This window comes from Streptomyces monashensis, assembly GCF_001866665.1.
Lineage (GTDB): Bacteria > Actinomycetota > Actinomycetes > Streptomycetales > Streptomycetaceae > Streptomyces > Streptomyces monashensis.
The window spans coordinates 16,929-37,596 of sequence record NZ_MLYO01000079.1 but is presented as its reverse complement, the minus strand read 5'-3'; the positions used below and the strand labels follow the sequence as shown (position 1 = coordinate 37,596).

Sequence of the window (20,668 nt, the reverse complement as noted above, 5' to 3'; positions counted from 1 at the left end):
CGGGCAGCGATGCCGCGCCACTGCCTCAGCTTGTTGAAAGCACCGTTCCACCACGTTGCGCCGCGTGGAGGTATCGCGGTCGAAAGCCGGGGGCATGCTGGTGGGCGCGGACGATGGTGGAGTCGACCGACACCAGCCAGTCGACGTCGCCGGCGGCGTCCGCCCGGGACTGGGCGGCACGGAGCATCCGCTCGAACGTGCCGTCCAACGCCCACCGGCGAAATCGGGTATGCGGCGTGGCCCATGGCCCGTACCGCTCAGGCACATCCCGCCAGGCCGTCCCGGTACGGAACGTCCACACGCGATCCCGTTGAGGCCCCTGCGGTCATACAGCCGCTTGCGCAACATCCGAGATCTTTTGAGGGCAGGCGGGCTGTGTACTTCCTGGTACGCGGTGAACGAAACCGCAGCGGTTTCCGTAAGGAGAAGTATTCGGCCACCTGCGTGGCGGCGGGGAAACATCGGGAAGTTCATAACTCGGCGTCATGGGACCCGAGTTGAACATTCCGACGGATATGCGGCCCCCTGGGCGCAGCCCTCGTCGTGGTCGCGACAGATGACCGCCCGGGCGCTCGGAGAACCAGGCGGGCGGAGCATGTTGCGCACCCTGGTTCTTTGCCCACCTGATGCGCACCCGCCACCCGGCCCGGTCAACGCCCGGCGCGAGCGCGAACCGGCAGGGCGCCCGTTCGACCTGCCACAGGTTGCCGGTCGTGGGCCACGCTCAAGCGGGCCATGGATGGCCGAGCCTCGTTCCAACTCCTCCGGATACGCACTGAGGCGGTGACGTTCGCGGTTGCCGGACGACACGGGCCGAGGCGCAGTCCCGTTGTGCCGTGCGCAGGCGCTCTTCGACGTCAAGCGCGTGATCCCGGCGGTCTCTCTGAGGATCTTTGCCGCCGTGAGACGGCCTCGGGGAACAACGGAACAGCCGTTGGCGCCGAGCAGCTGATCGCGAAACGGGAACCGTGGTTGGCACTGAGATTGATCACGACCTCGCCGTCCTAGGATGGCCGAGTGACCGCAAGCACCAATGACATCGAGAAGGCAGCAGGTGTGCTGCGTACCGGCGGCCTGGTGGCGCTCCCGACCGAAACCGTCTACGGACTGGGCGCCAACGCCGAGGACCCCGCCGCCGTCGCGCGCATCTTCCAGGTCAAGGGACGTCCACCCTCCCACCCGCTGATCGTCCACATCGGCAGCGCGGATCGCCTGGACGACTGGGTCCAGGACGTGCCCCCGGCGGCTCGCCTGCTGGCCGAACACTTCTGGCCGGGGCCACTGACGCTGGTCCTGCGGCGCGGTCGCCGGGTGCCTCTCGAAGCAACGGGTGGCCTTCAGACGGTGGCCGTGCGTGTGCCCGACCACCCTGTTGCACTCGCGCTGCTGTCAGCCTTCGGCGGAGGTATCACGGCCCCGTCCGCCAACCGCTTCGGCTCGGTCAGCCCCACGACGGCGGACCATGTCCGTGCCGAGCTGGGTGACGGTGTCGACATGGTCCTGGACGGCGGTCCCTGCGAGGTCGGCGTCGAGTCGACCATCGTCGACGCCACCGGCGACGCTCCGGTCATCCTTCGGCCCGGCGGGGTGTCGCGCGAGGATCTCGAAGCGGTGCTGGGGTGCTCACTTGCTGTCCCCTCGACCAGCCGCGTTCGGGTGCCGGGCCAGCATCCGTCCCACTACGCGCCGCGGGCGCGGGTCGTTCTTGTCGAGCCGGAGAAGGTGGTCGCCGAGGCGGAGCTCGCGCAGGAGTTGGGGCATCGGGTGGGCGTCTTTCTTCCCCCTGCCTTCGCCGATGCTGCGGTGAAGGCGCACGCTGTGGCGGCGGTCCCCGCTTCGATGGCTGCCTACGCGCGCGAGCTGTACGGGTTCCTGCGCGAGCTCGACCAGCAGGGGTGCGACCTCATCATCGCGTCCCTGCCGACGGAGGAAGGGCTGGGACTGGCGATCGCCAACCGGCTCCGCCGCGCCGCGGGGCCCCGGCCCACCGTGTGACCGGCATCGGTGTGGTGGCGTGCCTGAGCTGCCACGGCCGTAGGGGTCAGGACGCGGCCGGCACTGCCGCATCGAGGCCGCGGGCCGCGACGAGCCGGGCGCTGCCGTCGGCCAGCCGGTAGCACAGGCCCACCACGGCGGCCTGCCCGGCGGCGACCTTCCCGGCGAGCACCCGGGAGCGGTCCAGCAGCAGGTCGACGGTATGCCTTACGTGCTCGGCGAGGATCTCCTCCGGCTCCACGTGTCCGGCGGCCCGAGCCGCCAGCACGCTCGGGGTCACCCGCTCGACGACGTCCCGGACGTACCCGGACGGTGCCATGCCGTCCTCCAGCGCGGCGCACGCCGCGCCGACCGCGCCACACGAGTCGTGACCGAGCACCACGACCAAGGGCGCGCCGAGGATGTCCACGCCGTACTCGATGCTGCCCAGCACCTCCGGGCCCATGACGTGGCCTGCGGTGCGCACCACGAACAGGTCGCCCAGGCCGTGGTCGAAGATGATCTCGGCGGCCAGCCGGGAGTCGGAACAGCCGAACAGCACGGCGAAGGGCTGCTGGGACGGTGCGATCTCGGCGCGGCGGGTGGCGTCCTGGTTCGGGTGCTCGGGGGTGCCGGCGACGAAGCGCTGGTTGCCGGCCAGCAGCAGCTCGAAGGCGTCGCGGGGCGTCGTGGTCCTGATCTCGGTCATGTCCGAAGCCTAGGACCCGGCACCAGGCGTCGCATCGCCCGGCCCTGCGTCCGCCTCTGCACGCTGTCCCACACCATCTGACGACACCGCCGCGGGCCCGCTTCCCGCGAGCAGGCTCGGCGGGCGAGGGAGCCGGATGTTCCGTAGATTGAGGAGCGAGCCACTGGCAGGGAATGCGTGTGACACCGCAGATCGACTACCCGGGGGTGTTCGCCGCCCTTCCGAGCCCGTGCCTGGTGCTGGGCACGGACCTGGTGATCACGGCTGCCAACCAGGCCTTCTGCGAAGTGACCGGACGGAGCCGGGCCGAGCTGCTGGGGCAGTACCTCTTCGACGCCTTCCCGGACAACCCCGCCGACCCGGAGGCCGACGGGGTGGAGACACTCAAAGAGTCACTGCACCGGGTCCTGTCCACCGGCCAGACCGATCACATGGCGTTGCAGAAGTACGACATCCCGGTGCCCGACAACCCTGAGGTGTTCAAGGAGCGGTGGTGGACCGCGATCAACGTGCCCGTCCTCGGCCCGGACGGAAGGGTCGCCTGGATCATCCACCGCTCCGAGGACATGACCGACGTCGTCCGCGCCCACCGCACCGCGCACCAGTCCGCGTTCAGCCCCGGCCGGGAAGCGGCCATGGAGGCCGAGCTGTACGCCCGGGCCCGGCAGCTGCAGCAGCTGAACGAGGAACTGCGGCAGGCCCACGCCCGTGAACGACGCGTCGCCGTCGCCCTGCAAGAGGCCATGCTCCATTCCCCGGACCTGGCCCGGCACCCGAATATCGCGGTGCGCTACCTGCCCGCGACCGGGTCACTGAACGTGTGCGGTGACTGGTACGACGCGGTGGACCTGCCCGCGGACCGTTTCACCGTCGCGGTCGGCGACGTGGTCGGCCACGGGCTGTCGGCCGCCACCGTCATGGGCAGGCTGCGCAGCGCGCTGAGCGCCGCCACCCGCACCGTCCACGGCCCCGCCCAGGCCCTGGAGGTCCTGGGGCTGTACGCGCGCTCGGTCGAGGGGGCACTGGCCGCCACCGCCGTCCAGGTCCTCGTCGACGGCCACAGCTGTCTGCTCGTCTACAGCAGTGCCGGCCACCCCCCGCCCGTCCTGCTGCACCCGGACGGCTCCTGGGATTTGCTGGACCAGGCCACTGACCCACCGCTGGGCGCCCGTCCCGAACACATCCCCCGCCCCCAGGCCAACACGAGCTACACCCCCGGCGACACCCTCGTCCTCTACACCGACGGCCTGATCGAACGCCGCGGTGAGGACATCGACACCGGCCTGGCCCGCCTGACCTCCACACTCGCCACCTGCACCGAGTTCGGCGCGGAACACCTCGCCGACGCGCTCCTCGCCCGCCTCGGCCTCGCCAGCGGCGCAAACGACGACATCGCCATCGTCGTCGTCCGCCTGGACCGAACGACCCGACCGTACTGACCGTACTGACCGGCCCATGCCGTCGTCGGTGCACGTGCGGACATGAGGCAAGGCAGCTGGCTTGGTGCGGTCGCACGGTGGCCCGGGCAGTCGCCCCGTCAACACGGCCGAGAACGGCAGGGTTTTGTCACGATGCCCGTTATGCAGCAGTCGCCGATCCCCTGCCCCGCTCACCTCATCCCAGGCGCCACCGGCACCGACGCATTCCCCGCCGCCTACCGGCAGGCCATGGCGCAAAACGTCGTCTTCGTCGCCATCGAATCCGAAAGGCGTCACGTGTGGACCGTCGAAGCGGACACGCACACCGCCGGCTCCGGCCACACCATCGACGACGCCGTGAACGCTGCAGTCCGGGCCGCGATCACTCGCCTGCTCAAAACCGCGAGGTCGAATGGGACACGTACACAGGCCGGACCGCGCACGGTGACCGTCACGGTGGAGGACGCCGGCCCTGTGCCTGTGCCTCCCCGTCTGCGGTCGGATGATGCGGCCTGGCCGCGTGGCCTCGGCTGGCCGTTGATCCAGGAACTGGCGCTGGACGTGCAGGTCAGCATCCGTCCGCACGGGAAGGCGGTGACGGCCGTCCTGCCGCTGGCCCCTCCCCGGTACGGACTGACGACGTGAGAACGGCCGGGACTGCGGCGCCTGCTGATCCCGGTGCTGGGGGGAGCGAACGGGCCGCCCGTTGCGGCGGACGGGCCCCCGAAGCCGGGCGGGGCGTCGGGGGGCCGTCACACACATGTGCCGCCGACCACCAGCGCATAGGGACACGCTGCATCACCACACGTCGAGCCCGTGGACACCTGCGCAGCGCTCAACTTTGAAGGTCCGGCAGTTCGCTCAGCGGCCAGACGCGGTGTCAGCCGAGGCTGTTGCCCCACAGAGACATGTCGGTGCTCTTGAGGCTGGGGACGCCGCCGTACGTCCCTCCGTCGACGGTGACGAGCGGGGCGGAAAGCTGGTCTTCCAGAAGTCCCTCGCGGACCTGCACGATGGTGCTCTCGTGGTCGGTCTTGCCGGGCTTGAACGTCTTCCCGTCGATCGCTGCCTTGAGGTAATACAGGGCGTACTTGGCGTAAAGGTTGGCCGGCTGGGACACGGTGGCGTCGATGGTGCCGTTGGAGATGTCCTTGAGTTCCCTGGGGGTGCCGTCGTTGGAGACGACGAACACGTGCTTCGTGTCCTTCGGGCCGGCCAACAGCCCCTCCTGCTTGAGCACGTGGAGCGTGCCGGACAGGGCCAGGCTGGACTGCATGTAGACGCCCTTGATGTCCGGGTGGGCTGTCAGGTCGGTCTGGAGCTTCTCTGCGGCGACGGCACCGTCCCAGTCGGTGGCCTCACCGAACACCATGATGCCCGGGTAGTTCTTCTTCATGCAGTCGTTGAATCCCTCGGTGCGGTCACGGCCGTTGACCGATGCGAGGTCGCCCTCGAGCATCACAACCTTGCCCTTCCCGCCCAGCTTGGTGCCCAGGTACGTGCACGCCTTCTCGCCGTAGGCGCGGTTGTCGGCGCGGACCACCATGTAGACCTTGCCGACGTCGGGGCGCGTGTCGATGGTGACGACCGGGATCCTCACCACCTGCAACTGCGCCAAAATCGGCGCGATGGCAAATGTGCTCTGCGGGGCCATCGCGATGCCCCGGACGCCCTGGAGGATGAGCGTCTGCGTGTTGGCGGCGAGTTTGGCGACATCGTTCTGCGAGTTGGTGGTCTTGAGCGAGAGGCCGAGTTGCTTGGCGTACTCCGGCGTGTACTTGATGTATGCGTTCCAGAAGTCGGTGTCGGAGCGCGGGTAGTCGACGCCGACCAGTGGCTTGCCGCCGCCCGACGTCGCTGTGCTGCCGGAGCCGCCGCCGCAGGCGCTGAGCAGCGTCAGGACGGAGAGGGCGGAAGCAGCGGAGCAGAGGGCGGATCTGAGCCTCATCGGCACTTCCTCACGCGGTCCGACATGCCGCCCGACCGATACCAAAATGCCTCTTTACCCAGGATACCTGCGGAAATGATTCTTAAGGCTTTACTGGCCATTCGTCTTTCCGTGCCCGTTGCCATGGACGGGATAGCCGGGGCACTGGACGGTGCCGCGAGCAGCGGCCAGGAGTAGCACACGGGTGTGGGCACGTCCCCGTGCTTCCCGAGGGCTCGACGCTCGAATCAGCTCACGCGTGGCGCCAAGCCGCCGCGGGCATCACCGACGCCGCCCGTGGAAGTCTCAGGCACGCCCGTGTGCCTGCTGCGTGTGTCGGGACAGCGAGTCGATGACCACCGCCGCGAAGAGCACCCCGCCCGTGATCACCAGCTGGACGGCGGTGGGCGTGTCGGTGAGTGCCATGCCCGAGGCGATCGACTGGATCACCAGTATGCCGAGCACCGCGGACCAGGTCGTACCGCGTCCTCCGAACAGGCTGGTGCCGCCGATGACGGCGGCAGCGATGGCGTTGAGCAGCAGGACGCCGGAGCCGGAGTTCTGACTCACCGACGTGATGCGCGAGGCCAGGAACAGGCCGCCGGTCGCCGCCAGGGTGCCGGAGACCGCGAGCACCGCCGTCTGAACGCCGGTCACGCTGAGGCTGGCACGACGGGCCGCCTCGACACTGCTCCCCAGTGCGTAGACCCGCCGTCCGCAGGGCGTGCGCCGGAGCATGATGTCGAGGCCCGCCACCACGGCGAGGAAGATCAGCAGAGCCAGCGGCAGGCCCTGGAACTGGTTCAGCAGATAGGCGGAGGCGAACGCGATCATCCCCACTACTCCTGTGCGCACCCCGATGGTATGCAGCGGGCGGTGTGCCATGCCGACGGCCCTGCGGCGCCGCCTGTTCAGGAAGGAGGCGAGGAAGACCAGAGCTGTGGCGAGCGCCGCCACCACGTACGCGACGCCGGCATCAGTGAAGTAGTAGCTGGTCAGGTGCGCGACGAGCCCGTTCTCGTCGAGGTTGACGGTGCCGCTGGTGCCGAGGATGGCGAGCATGAGGCCGTTCCACGTCAGCAGCCCGGCGAGGGTGACCACGAAGGCCGGCACCCGGGTCCTGGCCACGGAGTACCCCTGGAGGGTTCCCGCCACGGTGCCAGTCAGCACGGCAGCGATCAGGGCGAGCCATTCCGGCACGTCGTTGTTGACGCTGAGCACGGCGAAGACCGCGGCGGCGAGCCCGCTGATCGAGCCGACCGACAGGTCGAGCTCACCGAGCAGCAGCACGAAGACAATGCCGACCGCGATGAGGCCCGTACCGACGATGTCCACGCTGAGGTTGGACAGGTTACGGGGCGAGAGGAAGGTGGAGTTGATGCACTGGAAGATGATCCAGACCGCGGCGAGGACGAGGGTGACGGGTAGGTGGCCCAGCTCACCGGCGCTCAGCCTGTGCCGCCGGACAGCGATCCAGCCCGCCACGGCACCGGTCACGGCCCGCCTGGCGCGGCGCTGACGGGATTCTGTGGTCGCTGCGGGATCGGCCCGCGTCTCGTCCGGCATGTCACCCATCCCCTTCACCACTCGGCCTCGGGGTGGGCCGGCCGGCGGGGCGCGTTGTCGGTGGCGCCCGTGATGCAGGAGATGATCTGCTCCTGGGAGGTGGTGCTCACGTCGAAGAAGCCGTTGTTGCGGCCGAGCCGCAGTACGGCGGCCCGGTCCGCGAGGGCCTTCACATCACCCATGTTGTGGCTGATGAGCAGGATCCCCAGGCCGTGGTCGCGGAGACGGTCGACGAGGTCGAGGACCTCGGTGGTCTGCTCGAACCCCAGCGCCGCGGTCGGCTCGTCCAGAAGGAGGACTCGCGGGTCGCCGAGAAGCGAGCGGGCGATGGCGACGGTCTGCCGCTGGCCGCTGGACAGTGACACCACGGGACCGCGCAAATCGGGGACGCTCCGGGTCAGGCGCTCCAGCAGCTGCATGGAGCGGCGCTCCATCTCCACCTCGTCGAGGAAGCCGAACCTGCGAATCTCTCGTCCGAGGAAGAGGTTCCCGACGACGTCGAGGCTTCCGCACAGCGCCAGGTCCTGGTAGACGGTGGCGATGCCGAGGTCCCGGGCTTCTTGGGGCCGCCGTATGTGAACGGTCCGGCCCTCCCATTCGATGCTCCCCTTGTCCGCGGGAGCGACCCCGGAGATCACCTTGACCAGGGTGGACTTACCCGCTCCGTTGTCGCCGAGCAGGGCGAGAACCTGGCCGGCGTGGATCTCCAGCTCGATGTTCCGGAGGACCTCGACGACGCCGAAGCGCTTGCACACGCCGTGCAGGGCCAGCAAGGGGGGCGGCAAGAGAGTCATCTCCTTCCCAGGCCTGGGGCCGGCCGGTCCCGGATATCAGGTCAGCCCGGCCTTGTGGCAGTCGCCCGCGAGGGGCGGGGTGCAGATCTGTGCGAGCGTGTACGCGCCGTCCTTCACCAAGGTGTTCTTGATGGTGGCAAGAGTCACGGGCACCGGGGTGAGCAGCACGGCCGGAACCTCGGCGCCGCCGCGGGTTTTCACCCGCCCGGTGGCCACCCCGGCGAGGCGCTGACCACGCGCGGCGGCCACGGCCATGGCGCCGCCGGCCGCAGCCTCGGGTCCGAACGGCTTGTAGACCGTCATGTACTGGTCGCCGCTGACAATGCGCCGTACGGCTGCGAGCTCGGCGTCCTGCCCGGTGACGGGTGGCATCGGGCTGACCTTGTTGGCCTTGAGGGCGGCGATACTGCCGGCGGCGAGGCTGTCGTTGGCGGCGTAGACGCCGTTGATGTTGCCGGCGCCCAGGGCAGAAATGGCCCCGGACATGTTCAGGTTCGCCGCCTCCGAGCTCCACTGGGATGTGTCGTACTCCTTGGCGATCGTCACCTTCCCCCGGAGTTCGGACAGTGCGCCCTGTTTGAACGACAGCGCGTTGGGGTCGCCGGGGTCACCGTTCATCATCACGATCCGGCCGGTGTGCGCCTTGGCGCCCATGGCCGTCAGCAGCGCCTTGCCCTGGAGCCTGCCGACCTCCTGGCCGTCGAAGGAGACGTATCCCGAGATCGGGCCCTCGGCAAGGCGGTCGTAGGCGATGACCGGGATGTGTGCGGCAGCCGCTCTGTCGACCGAGGGGCGCATGGCCCTGGCATCGACGGCCGTCAGCACGATGGCATTGACCCCGTTGGCGATCGCCGAGTCCATCTGCTCCTGCTGGATGGCCACGTCACCCTTGGCGTTGGCGTGCTCGATCGTGCAGTCGCCGCACAGCTGCCGGATCTTCTGCTCCAGCAGGGGCCTGTCCTGCGTCTCCCAGCGGGCGGTGATGGAGTCCGGCAGCAGCACGCCGATCTTCCGCGCGCTCCCGGCGCCGGAGGTGTTCCCGCCGTCCGATCCGCAGGCGGTGAGGGACACCGCCGTCGAGACCGCGGCAAGGGCGAGAGTAGTGCCCCAAACGCAGGCTTTCATGCGCGAGGCCTCCCTCCTCCCTGGGGCCACGCGGCTGCGACCGCGGTCCTGCAGCAGCGCGCCACACCGCGGCGAGGCGGGGGCTCGGCCCGCACCCGCCCGGACTGGGCGAAAGCGGCAAAACGATCTCATCGCCAGTGTGGCACCGGCCATGGTGAACCGCGAACTCGGTGCCGCCCAGCCGACGCGACGTCAATCTATGCGGTTCATCCCTCTATGCGATTCTGGTAGAGGGGCCAAGTGGCGGCCGGTCGGCACCCCGGCACGGACGGGAGGTGGATACGGACATGCCTCGCGACGCCAGTGCCCGGGCCGGCCTCTCGCAGCCGGGGACAGCCGAGGCCGGCGACACCGGCTCACCGCCGGGGCCTGAGACCCCGGTGAGCGTCCGCGCCCTGACGTTCGTCGGAGCGGCGCTCGCAGTGCTCTATGTGCCTGGCCCAGCGTCTGACGACCTTCGGTCGGCGGACACGGCCGGATGCGCCCCTGCCGAGTACGGGCTGCCGGAGCACGTGCCCCTGTCCGGCGGCTCACCCGCGGCCCAGGCCTTCCGCGCCTCCCACCCCGTGTGGCTGACCCCCGCGACACTCGCCTCCTACTCCGAGGGATGTCCACCGCCGCCGCGAGCCCCGACGTCCCTCGGTGCGTTGCCCCTCGGCGCCGAGGGCAGACAGCTCGGCTGCCTCGTCGTCGTGGGCGGCGGCGAGAACGGCTTCGAGGCCGAGCAGCAGCGCTTCCTGGAGCGCTACGCCGAGGCGGTCGCCGGCGTGCTGGAGGCCGGGACCGGGGGAGGGCCGCCGCCGGCGCCCTTGACCTCCGCTCTGCGCCGCATGCGCGTCGGCTCCTTCGTCCTGGTGCCGGAAACCGGCGTGATCGACGCGGACGAGACGCTGCGCGAACTGGTCGGCATCAGGCCGGACGAATTCGACGGCAAGGCGGACTCCCTGCTCGCGCACGCAATGCCGGAAGACGTGCACGCGCTGATGTCGGTGCTGGAGCCGCAGACGTTCGGCCGACGGGAACTGGACTTCCGCGTCCGCTGCCCCACCGGTGAGATGCGCTGGCTGAGCCTGAGATGCCGCGTGGCGGCGGGCGCCGACGACCGGCCGCAGGTGCTGGGCGTGGTGACGGCAGCCCCGGTCCTGCACCCGAGCTCCGACGGCGTCTCCCAGATCCGGCGGCTGACCGCCGCACTCGACAAGGCCACCACCGTGCGCGACGTCAGCCACGTGGTGGTCACCGCCCTGCGCGAGCACCTGAGCGCAGACCGGGTGGCGTTCGCCGAGCTGCAGCACGAACGGCTCCAGGTCACCCTGCTCGACCCGCCGCAGTCCGCTGCCTGGCCGCAGACATGGCGTCTTCAGTGGCGTTCGGAGTGGCCCGACGCACCCCTCAGTGGCCTGCCCACCCTGCAGATGGCTCTGCGAGACGGACGTACGGACCTGTGGCCGGCAGGCACCGCCTTTGAACCGGGACTCGACGGCATCGGCCCCGGAGGCCTTGCCGTCCTGCCGCTGCCCGCCAGGGGCCGCGTCGCGGGCGTGTGCCTGATCGGCTGGGACCGGCCGCACGAGTTCGTCCCCGAGGAACGTTCGCTGCTGACCGCCACCGCCTCACTGGCCGCCCAGGCCCTCACCCGCGCCCACGCCTACGACGCCGAACAGGAACTCGCGACGATGCTGCAGCGCAGCCTGCTGCCGCGACGTCTGCCCGAGCTTCCCGGCGGGATCGCCGTCGCCCGCTATCTGCCCGCCCGGCGAGGACTGCAGGTGGGCGGTGACTGGTACGACGTGATCGCCCTGTCCGAGGACCGGGTGGCGCTGGTGATCGGCGACGTACAGGGCCACAGCGCCGCAGCCGCGACGATCATGGGCCAGATGCGTACCGCGGTCAGGGCGTACGCGGTGGAAGGCCACCCGCCCGACGTGGTCGTCTCGCACGCCAACCGCCTCCTCGTCGGCATGGAGACGGATCTCTTCGCCACCTGCTGCTACGCCGAACTGAACATGGACGAGGGCGACGTCCTGTTCGTCCGGGCCGGGCACGTCGCACCGCTGCTGCGCCATCCCGGCGGCAGGACCGAGGAGGTCGAGGTCGAGGGCGGCCTTCCACTGGGCATCTCCATGGAGGCAGACTTCCCGATGACCGCGGTGGCACTGGCGCCCGGAACGATGCTCGCCCTGGTCACCGACGGGCTGATCGAGGCCGCCGACCTGTCCCTGGACGAGGGCATGCGCCGCATGCGCGCCACCCTCGCCGCCGCCGACCCGTCGGATCCGGCACAGGTGGCCGACGACCTGCTGGGTGACTCCGGTCGTCGCGAGGACGACGTGGCGCTGTTGCTGCTGCGCTACGACGGCATGAAGACCCGGCCGATCCGGTCGGGCTGGGTGGTGTGGCGGCTGCCCGACGCCGTCATGCACGCGCGCCGGTTCACCGCGCGCACGCTGCGCCGCTGGAAGGTCGAAGAAGCCACCGACGCGGTGCTGCTGGTGGTGTCCGAGCTGGTCACCAACGCGCTGGTGCACACCCAAGGGCCGGTCCGTCTCGACCTGATGCTCCGCGAGGACCGGGTGCGTGTCTGCGTGAGCGACTCCTCTCCGCGGGCGCCCGCCAAGCCCGTGATCGTGGACTGGGAGTCGACCGGCGGCCGGGGTCTGCTCCTGGTCGAAGCGATGTCGGAGTCCTTCGGCACGGTGCCGGTGGCCGGCGGCAAGCAGGTATGCAGCGAGATAGCGGTACCGCGTCGTGAACCGGCTTCGGTGGACGCGGAACCGGGCGCAAGGACGGATACCGATCATGACGTACCGTAGACGACACATGACGATCCATGCACGACATGTCGTCGGCGCGCTCGTCGCGGGCCTGCTGATCGTGCCCTCGGCCGCCTGCACAGGAAACGGAAAAACCGCCACGGACAGCTTCACCGTCGGCCTGCTGCTGCCGAGCCGGGTGGCGCCACGCTGGGAGAACTCCGACAAGCCGCTGATCGAGCAACGGGTGAAACAGCTCTGCCCACACTGCAACGTCACCTATGCCAACGCCGACAACGACTCGACGGCCCAGCGGCAACAGATGATCGCCATGATCACCAAGGGGGTCAGGGTCCTCATCCTCGGCGCCACCGACGACAGGGCGCAGCGCTCTTCCGTCCAGGAGGCGCACGACGCGGGCGTCCCCGTTGTCGCCTACGACAGGCTCGCCGACGGCCCGATCTCGGGCTACGTCAGCTTCGACAGCGTAAAGGTCGGTGCGCTGCAGGGCCAGGCTCTCCTCACGGCCATGCACGCTCCGGCCAGGGACGGAACCATCGTCATGATGAACGGCGACCCAACCAGCTCCAACGCCATGTGGTTCAAGACGGGTGCACTGTCCGTCCTGCGGGGCAAGGTGAGGATCGGCCGCTCCTACGACACCGCGGGCTGGAACACGAACAACGCGAACGCCAACATGTCCGCCGCCATCTCGGCCCTGGGCCCGCGCCGGATCGACGGCGTCCTCGCCGCCAACGACGCCATAGCCGCAGGCGTCATCTCCGCGCTCAAGAGCGCCCGTGTCGGACGCCTTCCGCCGGTCACCGGCCAGGACGCCGACCTCGACGCGGTGCAGCGCATCGTCGACGGCGAGCAGACGATGACGGTGTACAAGTCCTTCCGCGCGGAAGCCGAAGCAGCCGCTGCCATGGCCGTCGCTCTGGGCCGCGGCGACAAGCTGCGCGCCATCGCCACGACGACGACCGACAGCCCCACCACCCACGACATCCCGTCCGTGCTCCTCACCCCGGTCGCCGTGACCACCGCCAACATCAAGCAGACCCTCATCAGGGACGGTGTGTACTCCATCGCCCAGATCTGCACACCGCAGCTGCGGGCCGCTTGCGCGAAGGCAGGTCTGACTCCGTAGACGGGCGGGGACCGGTGTGACGGGGCCTTGACCAGCGGTCGAGGCACGCGGCGTCGAGGAGTGCATCGACCGTCGCTGTCGCGCGGTCCGTCGCCGCGGTTACCGCCGCCGCGGGGCCACGGAGAGGCATGGGCATCAACCAGTCCCCGATCGGTCTGGCTCTCATGGACCCCGACCTGTGCTACCTCCTGGTCAACCCCGTCGGCCCGCCCCAACGGTGGGAACGAGAGAGCAGGCGGTTGCCTTCCGCGGACGGTCAAGCCCCCATGTGGAGATCGGCCCATCCGGTGGTCCTCTCGGGTTGGCCGGATATGCCGTGTCGTGTGGAGAGGACCGCGACGATGTCGGTCCCGCGACCGTTCTCCCGGTGTTGGGCGTGGGTGGGCACGCGCCATTGGGTAAGGACGGCGCGTGCGCGTCGGCGTCTGGCGCAGTCGGCCTGGGGGATGTGCGGCAGCGGGCAGACGAGCTCGACCCGCGCGGGCGGGCCCACCGGGGCGTCGGACGTGCCCGTGGCAGGGGTGCCCATCCTCGGCCGCCTCCACTGGTCTTTGCTTCACATGGCGGAGGCGGCGGCTGGATCGGTGCCGCTGGTGGCGGCCGCGTTACTCGGCGTCGGAGAGGATCTGGACCAACGCCGTGACGGCCCGTTCGGCGTCGTCGCCCTCGGCGCGGACGGTCACGGTGCTGCCGGCGGTGGCACCGAGACCCATCACGGCGAGCACCCCGGTCGGGTTGACCGTCCGGTCGGCGTACTGCAGTTGTATGGCACTGGTGAATCCCGCTGCGGCGCGGGCGAGTTGGCCCGCGGGCGGGCGTGGAGGTTGGCGGGGAGGACGACGGCCTTCTCGTGCGTGGACACGGTCGTCGCGGTCGTGGTGGCGGACTCAAGGCCACCACCGCCGAGCCGGGCATCCGGATCAGGCAGGTGACCGACGGGCCGGTGCACCGCCGTGAGCCTCCGCCAACTTGAAATAGCAGGTCAAATGGCTGGTGTGACTGACTCTCGGGGTACTCGTGCCGCTCGTGGCCAGGAGTCTGCGGAGAAGATCATCCGTCAGCGGTTGACATCGAGGTTCGTCAGGACGAGCAGAGCGCGCAGGAGGCGGGTGGCGCGGACGGGGTCGGTGCGGAGTTTGGTGAGGGTCCGCCAGTTCTTGAGGTGGGCGAAGCCGTGCTCGACTGGTGCCCGTCCGGTGGCGAGGACGCGGTTGGCTTCCTTCTGGCCTGGGGTGAGCTTGTGGGTGCGGGTGGCGGTGTAGCCGGTGACGATTACGGGGTCGAGGATGTCGTTGTCCAGGCCGCGGAAGCCGAGGTCTGCCAACGCTCCGAGGCCAGCGGCGCGCAGGTGGGTCAGGATGTGGTCGTGGCGGGCGGCGGTGTTGTCGTGGGTGCGGCCGGGCCGGGCGGCGGATATCCAGATCAGGCGGCCGTTCTCGTGGGTCAGGGCGAGGAAGTGCAGGCCGTGACTGCGGTGCTTGCCGGAGTAGTTCCGCCGGTCGGCCTTGCCGGTGCGGCGTCTGGTGCGGATGAGGGTGCCGTCGATCAGGACCACTTCCCCGCCCTGCTTGGCGACCTTCTTTAGGGCGCGGTCCAGGCGCGGCGCCTGGGCGGCGAGCAGTCCGGTCAGCTCGTCGCGCCAGCGGCGGACGGTGGACTCGGACACGTTGTAGCCGCCGGCCATGTCGGCCAGGCGCTGGTCGTGGCGCAGTACGGCCAGGACGATCACTGCGATCTTCCCCGGCGGAAGGATCCGCCATCTGGACCGGATCGCCTTCAGATGGCGCCGCAGTAGGTCGGCGAGGTGGTTTACGGTGCGCGTGGACAGCGGCAGACGGCATTGGTAGACAAGCGGGTGGGTGTCCTCGACGCGCTCTTTGGTATTCGTCACACAAATTCAACGGCCGCCGGAGACAAGCCGGTTACGCCTGTTCCAAGCCGCTTCAGGTGGCGGTTTTGCTGGTCACAGGCGGGCGGTGAACCGGCCGTCGGGCAGTTTCCGCAGCCAGCCGCGATCGACAAGTTTGATCAGCCTGCTGCGTAGCGGATCGAGCTTGGCCTTCACGCTGACGTCCACCCCCACCACCTCGCCGACCTCACGGGCCATGACCGGTCCGGCGGCCTGCCGCACGGCGGCGATGATGCGCTGGTAATCCCACGGCAGGGCATCCTCCTCCACGCCCGGCTCACGGTGCGGGATCAGCATCACTGCCCGTCCGGCCACCTGCCCCGGCATCGGCCGGGCCGAGGAACGCTCCTCGGCGAGCTGCCCGGTCATCCGTTCAAGGACGCGTTCGGCGACGGCGAGTTCGTCCCGCTCGGCCCGCACTTCCGCCAGCTGCTTGGCCAGCTGTTCTTCGAGTTCATCCAGTTCCGCGCGTCGCGCGGTGATCCGTTCCAGCAGCTCGGGATCCAGCATGCACAGGATCGTAGGGGCCGTCCGGCCTCAGCGGTCAGGAACAGGAATGCGCCCGTGCTCCGCGCTGGAGAAGATTTCAAGCAGCTCGTCGTCAGTGCGCCCAAGGCAGACGAACCGCCTCGATTTCACTGTCGTTCAGCAATGCGTTGATGAGGGCTGGGGACCCGGCGACCTTGGTGGCCCACAGATCGTAGTCAGTGCACAGGACCCACGAGCGGTCATCGGCCCAGAGGTTGGATGGGCTGAAGTCGGCCTCAGACTGGTCATACAGGATCTCGGCGTCGCCGATCCGGCCCGTACGCACGTGGAGGTTGTCGAAGTCGATGGCCCCGAGCATCAGCGGGTTGTAGTAGGCCAGGCAACGGGTGTCCGGGCCTGCGGGACTGAACTGGGTGAGGATGGCGATCAGCCGGTTCCAGGTCTCACGGTCCAGGCTCCCCTCGGTCGGCGGGACCATGCCCAGCGGCCAGCTGCCCTCCTTCTTGGCCGAGGGAAAGCAACGGTAGGAGGGCATCAGCCCGTCGGGCACGACCGGGTCGCCGTTCCGCCGGGCCAGCTCGGCCCAACGCAGCCGCCGCCAGCCGGGGCCCGGGTGCTGGGCACGGCCCAGCCCTCCTCCCGTGGCGATGCCCACGGCGTCGAAGTCGATGCCGCCAATGACGTGCGGCTGGACACTCCCGTCCGCCAGCTGCGCCTGGTGGTACTCGTGATACGACACATCGGCCGGCCCCTGGTTGTGCTCGTACATGGCGTTGAGCACCCACACGGCGTCAGGCATCCCCGGAGGCATGAACCCGGTGATGCCATCACCGCACAGATCCAGCAGCCAATCGGTGGCCCCGGAGGGCACGAGCGGCCACAGGCTTGACATCAGGTTCGACTCTTCGGACATGCGCCCATGATCCCAGGCGCGAACCGCCCTCCCGCAAAGGGCTGGCATTGCGCCGCCCGAATTCGCGACCTGGGCACGATTCCGCGTGCTAGGCCCGGATGCCGAGGCGCGCCTCGAACGCCATCGAGCCGACCGCTGACGAACGATCTTCTCCGCAGACTCTCGCCCACGACCGGCACGAGTACCCCGAGAGCCGGTCACGCCAGCCCTTTGACCTGCTACTTCAAGTTGGCGGAGGCTCCGTGTCGATATCACCGACCCGCCACCTGGTTCACTGCACAGTTGGGCTTCGACCCCTGCCAGGACACCACCACACTGGACTGGCTGGCTGCCCCACTCCACGGCTCGCCGCGGTAACCGCCGGCGCCGTGACGAACTCCGTTCCCCCGCCGTCGCCGCGCGCCCGGTCCGCGATCTGATGCGGCTCTGCCTGCTCATGGACCGCCGCTGCCTGCCGTACAGCAAATGGCTCGGCAGCGCCTTCGCCCGTACTCCCCGGGCCGCCGTCCTCACACCAGTCCTCACCACGGCCCTCACCGCCAGCGACTGGCACATCCGCGAACACCACCTGGCTTGCGCCTACGAGATTGTCGCCGCCGCCCACAACCGGCTCAGCCTCACCGACCCGGTCGACCCCACACCACGCGCCTCTACCACAGCAGACCGTTCCAGGTCCTGCACGTCGAACGCTTCACCGAGGCGCTGACCGCCCGCATCACCGTCCCGGCCGTCCATGCACTGCCGCTGACGGGCACCGTCGACCAGTTCCCCGACAACACCGACGCCCTCAGCCCCCGCCCCAGGACAAGATTGCCGGATTCCTGCAATGCGAGAGCGCCTCCCGCGCTGGGAGGATCACCCGCCCGGAAACCAGGGGCAGAACGTCGCCCCTCAGGTCGCGCGGTGGTCACAGTGGTGTGCCGATGCGCAGTTGCAGCCAGCAGGAGAGCCGGTCGTCCGGGCGCTCCAGGTCGAGCCCGAACAGCTCGCGGGTGCGTCGCAGGCGGTACTTGAGCGTGTTCTGATGCACCGTCAGGCGGTGTGCCGCCTCGCCCACGTTGCCCACCGCGTCCAGCCAGGCCAGCACGGAGGCGGCGTAGTGGGTGTTCCGGGTGCGGTCGTGCTCGAGCATCGCCTCGACTCCCGGGTGCCGCAGGCGGGGCCGCCGGACCAGTTCGTCCGCGACGTGCGTGAGGAGCACGCGCGCGTGCACGTCGGTGAGGGCGGCGACCCGGGGCGCCTCCGGGTCGCCGGTGGTCACCCGCAACACGTCGTCTACCTCCGAGCGCAGCGCGGGCAGCTCGGTCACGTCGGCGGCGGGCCGGCTGACGGCGGCCCGCGCCGGTTCTGTACGGGGGCGGGCCACGGCGGCGAGGGCCTGCGCGGCCAGCCGCCGGGCAGCGTCCGGGTCCTCTCCGGGCAGCAGGGCGTAGACGGCGCGCGGACCGGTGGCGACGGCGGCCGAGGGGCGTACGGCGGCCCAGTGGCGGGCAAGCTCGGCGGCCAGGCGGGTCAGCGATGCCCCCACCTCGGTCACGCCGCCGGAGGGGGCGAACCCGAGCAGGGTGAGAGGGGTGTCCGCGGTGAGGCCGAGCCGGTAGGCCGTGTCGTGGGCCGGGACGATTCCGTCCAGACCTGCGCGCAGGGCCTGTTCGCGGGCGTGCCGTTCGAGGGCGGCGGCGCCGCGGCGGCGCAGCATGTGCAGGGCCGCGGTCCGGGCGCCGTCCAGGAGTGCCTGCTCACAGGCCTTGTCGAGCCGCTCGGTCTGCGACGCGCGGTCCTCGATCGCCCAGATCGTGCCGAGCGGCAGGTCTCCGGCGCGGATGGCGACAGCTGCCCGCGGCAGCTCGCCCTCGGCGAGTCCCGGTAGCCGTACGACACCGGTGGCGGCCAGCACCTGCCGGTACTGGCGCAGCTGATGCTCGGCCTGGGGGCCGGGCTGGTCGGGTACGCGTCGGCCGAGGATGCCCTGCCGGCGGAGCTCGTCGATGCGCTGGCCGGGCAGCGTGGAGTGCGCGAGCACCCGCGTGTCCAGGTCCTCGATGGCCACGGATCCGCCGGTGACGGCAGCGATGGCGTCGGCGAGCGCGAACAGTTCCTCGCCGTTCGGGTCGCCGGCCGGGGCCGGACGGCTGGGCGGTCCCCCAGAGTCGGCCGGCCCCGGGGCGCCGGCCCCGGCTCCGCCACCGGTCCGACCCCGGTCAGCGGCCACGCTCCGCTCGCCGACGGGCCATGTCTCACCAGCCGGGCTCCCGTCACCGGCCGGAGCCGGACGTCCGGGCCGGCCTCCGCCCGCCGTCCCGACGCTGTTTCCGGCGCTGAGAGCGGTCCGGGCACCGGTCCCGAGGGCCGTGCCTGACTCGCCGCCGACGAGCGTGTCATCACGGCTGCCCACGGGCTTTGGCGAATCCGACCGAGTCATGGAGCCATCGTAGGCGATTTCGACAAGTCGTCCTCGGGGGCGTACCCACGAGCATGGTGCGGCCGGACCCGCCCCGGAGCCGGCAGCGCAATCACCCACGGAGGAAGACCATGCACATCCCGGTCGCGCCGACCGCTGCGCCGTCCCAGGAGGCTCTGCTCGGGTTGTTCCCGCCGGGCACGGCGCTCGCCGAGGACGGCGGCCTGGTGATCGGCGGCTGTCCGGTGACCGACCTGGCGGAGCGCTTCGGCACCCCGGCCCTGATCGTCGACGAGGCGGCGCTGCGGGCCCGCGCCCGCCAGTACGCCGACGGCCTGGCCGCCCGCTGGACGAACTCCCGGGTGGCGTTCGCCTCCAAGGCGTTTCCCTGCACGGCCGTGTACCGGCTGCTGGCCGAGGAGGGGCTGAGCATCGACGTCGCGGGCGGCGGCGAGCTGGCCCTGGCCCTGGCCGCGGGTGTCGCCCCGGCCCGTCTGGTGGTGCACGGAAACGCCAAGACGGAGGCCGAGCTGCGGATGGCCGTCGAGGCCGGGGCCGGGCTGATCGTCATCGACAATTTCGACGACATCGACCGGCTGGAGCGGATCGTCACCACGGAGCAGCCGGTCCTCGTCCGGGTTACGCCCGGGATCCGCCCGGACACGCACGCGGCGGTCTCGACCGGTCAGGACGGCTCCAAGTTCGGCCTGAGCCTCCTGCAGGCCCACGAGGCGATAGCGCGGCTGCGCGGCAGCAGTCGGCTGCGGCTGGACGGCGTACACGTCCACATCGGGTCCCAGATCCTGGACACCGAGCCGTTCGCGCGGGCCGTGGAGGCGGTCGCCGGCCTCGGCTCCTTCGCGGTGTACGACCTCGGCGGCGGCCTGGGCGCCCGCTACACCTACGGCGACCGGCCGCCCGGCGTCGAGGAGTACCTGGACACGCTGGTCGCCACGGCCCGCAGGGCGCTGCCCGCCGACGCGGAGATCGTCATCGAGCCGGGTAGGTCCATGGTGGCCGAGTCCGGAGTGACGCTGTACCGGGCGGTCACGGTCAAGGACGGCGACCCGGCGTTCGTCGGCGTGGACGGCGGCATGGGCGACAACCTCGAAGTCGCGCTGTACGGGCAGCGCTTCGAGGCCACCGTCGCCACCCGGGTGGGCGGCGGCGACCCGTACCGCCTGGTCGGCCGGCACTGCGAGTCCGGCGACGTCCTCAGCGCGGACGTACAGCTGCGCGAGCCCCGTCCCGGAGACCTGCTCGCGGTGCCGGTCACCGGGGCGTACTGCTTCTCCCTCGCCAACAACTACAACGGCGCGCTACGGCCGCCTGTCGTCTTCTGCCGCGACGGCGAGGCGCGGCCGGTGGTGCGCCGCGAGACGTACGACGACCTGCTGCGACGCGACCTGCCCTGAGCAGCCCATGGCCGGGGGGTCCTCAGTCGCGGGACCTCCCGGTGGGCCGCCAGGACCCGCCCCTCCCGCCCCGGCACGCACCCTGGTCCGGATCCCCCAGGCCGGACGTCACCCTCACCACGAAA

General features: G+C 70.4%; 17 protein-coding genes and 2 pseudogenes. 7 read left to right on the top strand and 12 right to left on the bottom strand.

All coding sequences use genetic code 11. The features are described from left to right. Positions 1 to 73: 73 nt before the first annotated feature. Positions 74 to 316: pseudogene (locus BIV23_RS47585) on the bottom strand (transposase); the annotation flags it as partial. Positions 317 to 483: 167 nt separating this feature from the next. Beyond that, complete coding sequence (locus BIV23_RS54165) at positions 484 to 948, bottom strand: transposase (protein ID WP_425443571.1); 465 nt, start codon at positions 946 to 948, stop codon at positions 484 to 486. A 69-nt stretch (positions 949 to 1,017) separates the two neighbouring features. Here BIV23_RS54165 and BIV23_RS38445 point away from each other — a divergent pair, with 69 nt between their 5' ends. Then, positions 1,018 to 1,995 carry an L-threonylcarbamoyladenylate synthase gene (locus BIV23_RS38445; RefSeq protein ID WP_071385633.1) on the top strand — a complete coding sequence of 326 codons (978 nt, stop codon included), beginning with the start codon at positions 1,018 to 1,020 and terminating at the stop codon, positions 1,993 to 1,995. 46 nt (positions 1,996 to 2,041) lie between these two features. On the opposite strand, the gene BIV23_RS38440 is transcribed toward BIV23_RS38445, so the two are convergent. Continuing rightward, positions 2,042 to 2,683 (bottom strand): carbonic anhydrase, encoded by a 642-nt coding sequence (locus BIV23_RS38440; protein WP_071385632.1) that lies wholly within the window; start codon positions 2,681 to 2,683, stop codon positions 2,042 to 2,044. Positions 2,684 to 2,862: 179 nt separating this feature from the next. Between BIV23_RS38440 and BIV23_RS38435 the strand changes: the two genes are divergently transcribed. After that, positions 2,863 to 4,122: a SpoIIE family protein phosphatase gene (locus BIV23_RS38435; RefSeq protein ID WP_107471396.1), complete on the top strand. Its 1,260-nt coding sequence runs from the start codon at positions 2,863 to 2,865 to the stop codon at positions 4,120 to 4,122. 141 nt (positions 4,123 to 4,263) lie between these two features. Further along, the gene (locus BIV23_RS38430; RefSeq protein WP_071385630.1) at positions 4,264 to 4,746 is read left to right on the top strand and encodes an ATP-binding protein; all 483 of its coding nucleotides are present in this window, start codon (positions 4,264 to 4,266) and stop codon (positions 4,744 to 4,746) included. 235 nt (positions 4,747 to 4,981) lie between these two features. Here BIV23_RS38430 and BIV23_RS38425 read toward each other — a convergent pair whose 3' ends face one another. The 4 genes from BIV23_RS38425 to BIV23_RS38410 all read right to left on the bottom strand — a co-directional run bounded on the left by BIV23_RS38425 (position 4,982) and on the right by BIV23_RS38410 (position 9,513). Further along, positions 4,982 to 6,049, bottom strand: coding sequence for a sugar ABC transporter substrate-binding protein (locus BIV23_RS38425; protein WP_071385629.1), 1,068 nt, complete (start codon positions 6,047 to 6,049; stop codon positions 4,982 to 4,984). Positions 6,050 to 6,334: 285 nt separating this feature from the next. Continuing rightward, entirely contained in the window at positions 6,335 to 7,594 is a 1,260-nt protein-coding gene (locus BIV23_RS38420) for a sugar ABC transporter permease (RefSeq protein WP_107471395.1), read from the bottom strand. A 14-nt stretch (positions 7,595 to 7,608) separates the two neighbouring features. Next, entirely contained in the window at positions 7,609 to 8,388 is a 780-nt protein-coding gene (locus BIV23_RS38415) for an ATP-binding cassette domain-containing protein (RefSeq protein WP_071385627.1), read from the bottom strand. A gap of 36 nt (positions 8,389 to 8,424) precedes the next feature. Further along, positions 8,425 to 9,513, bottom strand: coding sequence for a substrate-binding domain-containing protein (locus BIV23_RS38410; RefSeq protein WP_071385626.1), 1,089 nt, complete (start codon positions 9,511 to 9,513; stop codon positions 8,425 to 8,427). Positions 9,514 to 9,800: 287 nt separating this feature from the next. On the opposite strand from BIV23_RS38410, the gene BIV23_RS38405 reads away from it, so the two are divergent. Together BIV23_RS38405 and BIV23_RS38400 are read left to right on the top strand one after the other, a co-directional pair. After that, on the top strand, positions 9,801 to 12,326 hold the full coding sequence (locus tag BIV23_RS38405) for a SpoIIE family protein phosphatase (protein ID WP_071385625.1): 2,526 nt from the start codon (positions 9,801 to 9,803) through the stop codon (positions 12,324 to 12,326). Positions 12,327 to 12,333: 7 nt separating this feature from the next. Further along, positions 12,334 to 13,416: a sugar ABC transporter substrate-binding protein gene (locus BIV23_RS38400; protein ID WP_071385624.1), complete on the top strand. Its 1,083-nt coding sequence runs from the start codon at positions 12,334 to 12,336 to the stop codon at positions 13,414 to 13,416. Between the two features lie 605 nt (positions 13,417 to 14,021). On the opposite strand, the pseudogene BIV23_RS47580 reads toward BIV23_RS38400, so the two are convergent. From BIV23_RS47580 to BIV23_RS38385, 4 genes and pseudogenes are all read right to left on the bottom strand, one after another. Further along, a pseudogene (locus BIV23_RS47580) lies at positions 14,022 to 14,216 on the bottom strand (HPr family phosphocarrier protein); the annotation flags it as partial. A 257-nt stretch (positions 14,217 to 14,473) separates the two neighbouring features. Further along, positions 14,474 to 15,307: an IS5/IS1182 family transposase gene (locus BIV23_RS38395; protein ID WP_071385623.1), complete on the bottom strand. Its 834-nt coding sequence runs from the start codon at positions 15,305 to 15,307 to the stop codon at positions 14,474 to 14,476. A gap of 72 nt (positions 15,308 to 15,379) precedes the next feature. Next, positions 15,380 to 15,835 (bottom strand): hypothetical protein, encoded by a 456-nt coding sequence (locus tag BIV23_RS38390; RefSeq protein WP_177240190.1) that lies wholly within the window; start codon positions 15,833 to 15,835, stop codon positions 15,380 to 15,382. Positions 15,836 to 15,926: 91 nt separating this feature from the next. Further along, positions 15,927 to 16,727 (bottom strand): hypothetical protein, encoded by an 801-nt coding sequence (locus BIV23_RS38385; protein ID WP_071385622.1) that lies wholly within the window; start codon positions 16,725 to 16,727, stop codon positions 15,927 to 15,929. A 250-nt stretch (positions 16,728 to 16,977) separates the two neighbouring features. On the opposite strand from BIV23_RS38385, the gene BIV23_RS47575 reads away from it, so the two are divergent. After that, the gene (locus BIV23_RS47575) at positions 16,978 to 17,433 is read left to right on the top strand and encodes a DUF4037 domain-containing protein (RefSeq protein ID WP_425443570.1); all 456 of its coding nucleotides are present in this window, start codon (positions 16,978 to 16,980) and stop codon (positions 17,431 to 17,433) included. Between the two features lie 201 nt (positions 17,434 to 17,634). Here the strand turns inward: BIV23_RS47575 and BIV23_RS38380 are convergent, their stop codons facing one another. Beyond that, on the bottom strand, positions 17,635 to 18,939 hold the full coding sequence (locus BIV23_RS38380; protein WP_071385621.1) for a PucR family transcriptional regulator: 1,305 nt from the start codon (positions 18,937 to 18,939) through the stop codon (positions 17,635 to 17,637). A gap of 320 nt (positions 18,940 to 19,259) precedes the next feature. On the opposite strand from BIV23_RS38380, the gene lysA reads away from it, so the two are divergent. Next, positions 19,260 to 20,543, top strand: a complete 1,284-nt coding sequence (gene lysA, locus BIV23_RS38375; protein ID WP_071385620.1) for a diaminopimelate decarboxylase — start codon at positions 19,260 to 19,262, stop codon at positions 20,541 to 20,543. The last annotated feature ends 125 nt before the right edge of the window (positions 20,544 to 20,668 follow it).

Excerpts from the sequence above, each read along its gene's own strand:
- BIV23_RS38420 (WP_107471395.1), bottom strand. The coding sequence starts at position 7,594 with ATGCCGGACGAGACGCGGGCCGATCCCGCAGCGACCACAGAATCCCGT.
- BIV23_RS38425 (WP_071385629.1), bottom strand. The coding sequence starts at position 6,049 with ATGAGGCTCAGATCCGCCCTCTGCTCCGCTGCTTCCGCCCTCTCCGTC.
- BIV23_RS38415 (WP_071385627.1), bottom strand. The coding sequence starts at position 8,388 with ATGACTCTCTTGCCGCCCCCCTTGCTGGCCCTGCACGGCGTGTGCAAG.
- BIV23_RS38440 (WP_071385632.1), bottom strand. The coding sequence starts at position 2,683 with ATGACCGAGATCAGGACCACGACGCCCCGCGACGCCTTCGAGCTGCTG.
- BIV23_RS38400 (WP_071385624.1), top strand. The coding sequence starts at position 12,334 with ATGACGATCCATGCACGACATGTCGTCGGCGCGCTCGTCGCGGGCCTG.
- BIV23_RS38430 (WP_071385630.1), top strand. The coding sequence starts at position 4,264 with ATGCAGCAGTCGCCGATCCCCTGCCCCGCTCACCTCATCCCAGGCGCC.
- BIV23_RS38385 (WP_071385622.1), bottom strand. The coding sequence starts at position 16,727 with ATGTCCGAAGAGTCGAACCTGATGTCAAGCCTGTGGCCGCTCGTGCCC.
- BIV23_RS38390 (WP_177240190.1), bottom strand. The coding sequence starts at position 15,835 with ATGCTGGATCCCGAGCTGCTGGAACGGATCACCGCGCGACGCGCGGAA.
- BIV23_RS38405 (WP_071385625.1), top strand. The coding sequence starts at position 9,801 with ATGCCTCGCGACGCCAGTGCCCGGGCCGGCCTCTCGCAGCCGGGGACA.
- BIV23_RS38410 (WP_071385626.1), bottom strand. The coding sequence starts at position 9,513 with ATGAAAGCCTGCGTTTGGGGCACTACTCTCGCCCTTGCCGCGGTCTCG.
- lysA (WP_071385620.1), top strand. The coding sequence starts at position 19,260 with ATGCACATCCCGGTCGCGCCGACCGCTGCGCCGTCCCAGGAGGCTCTG.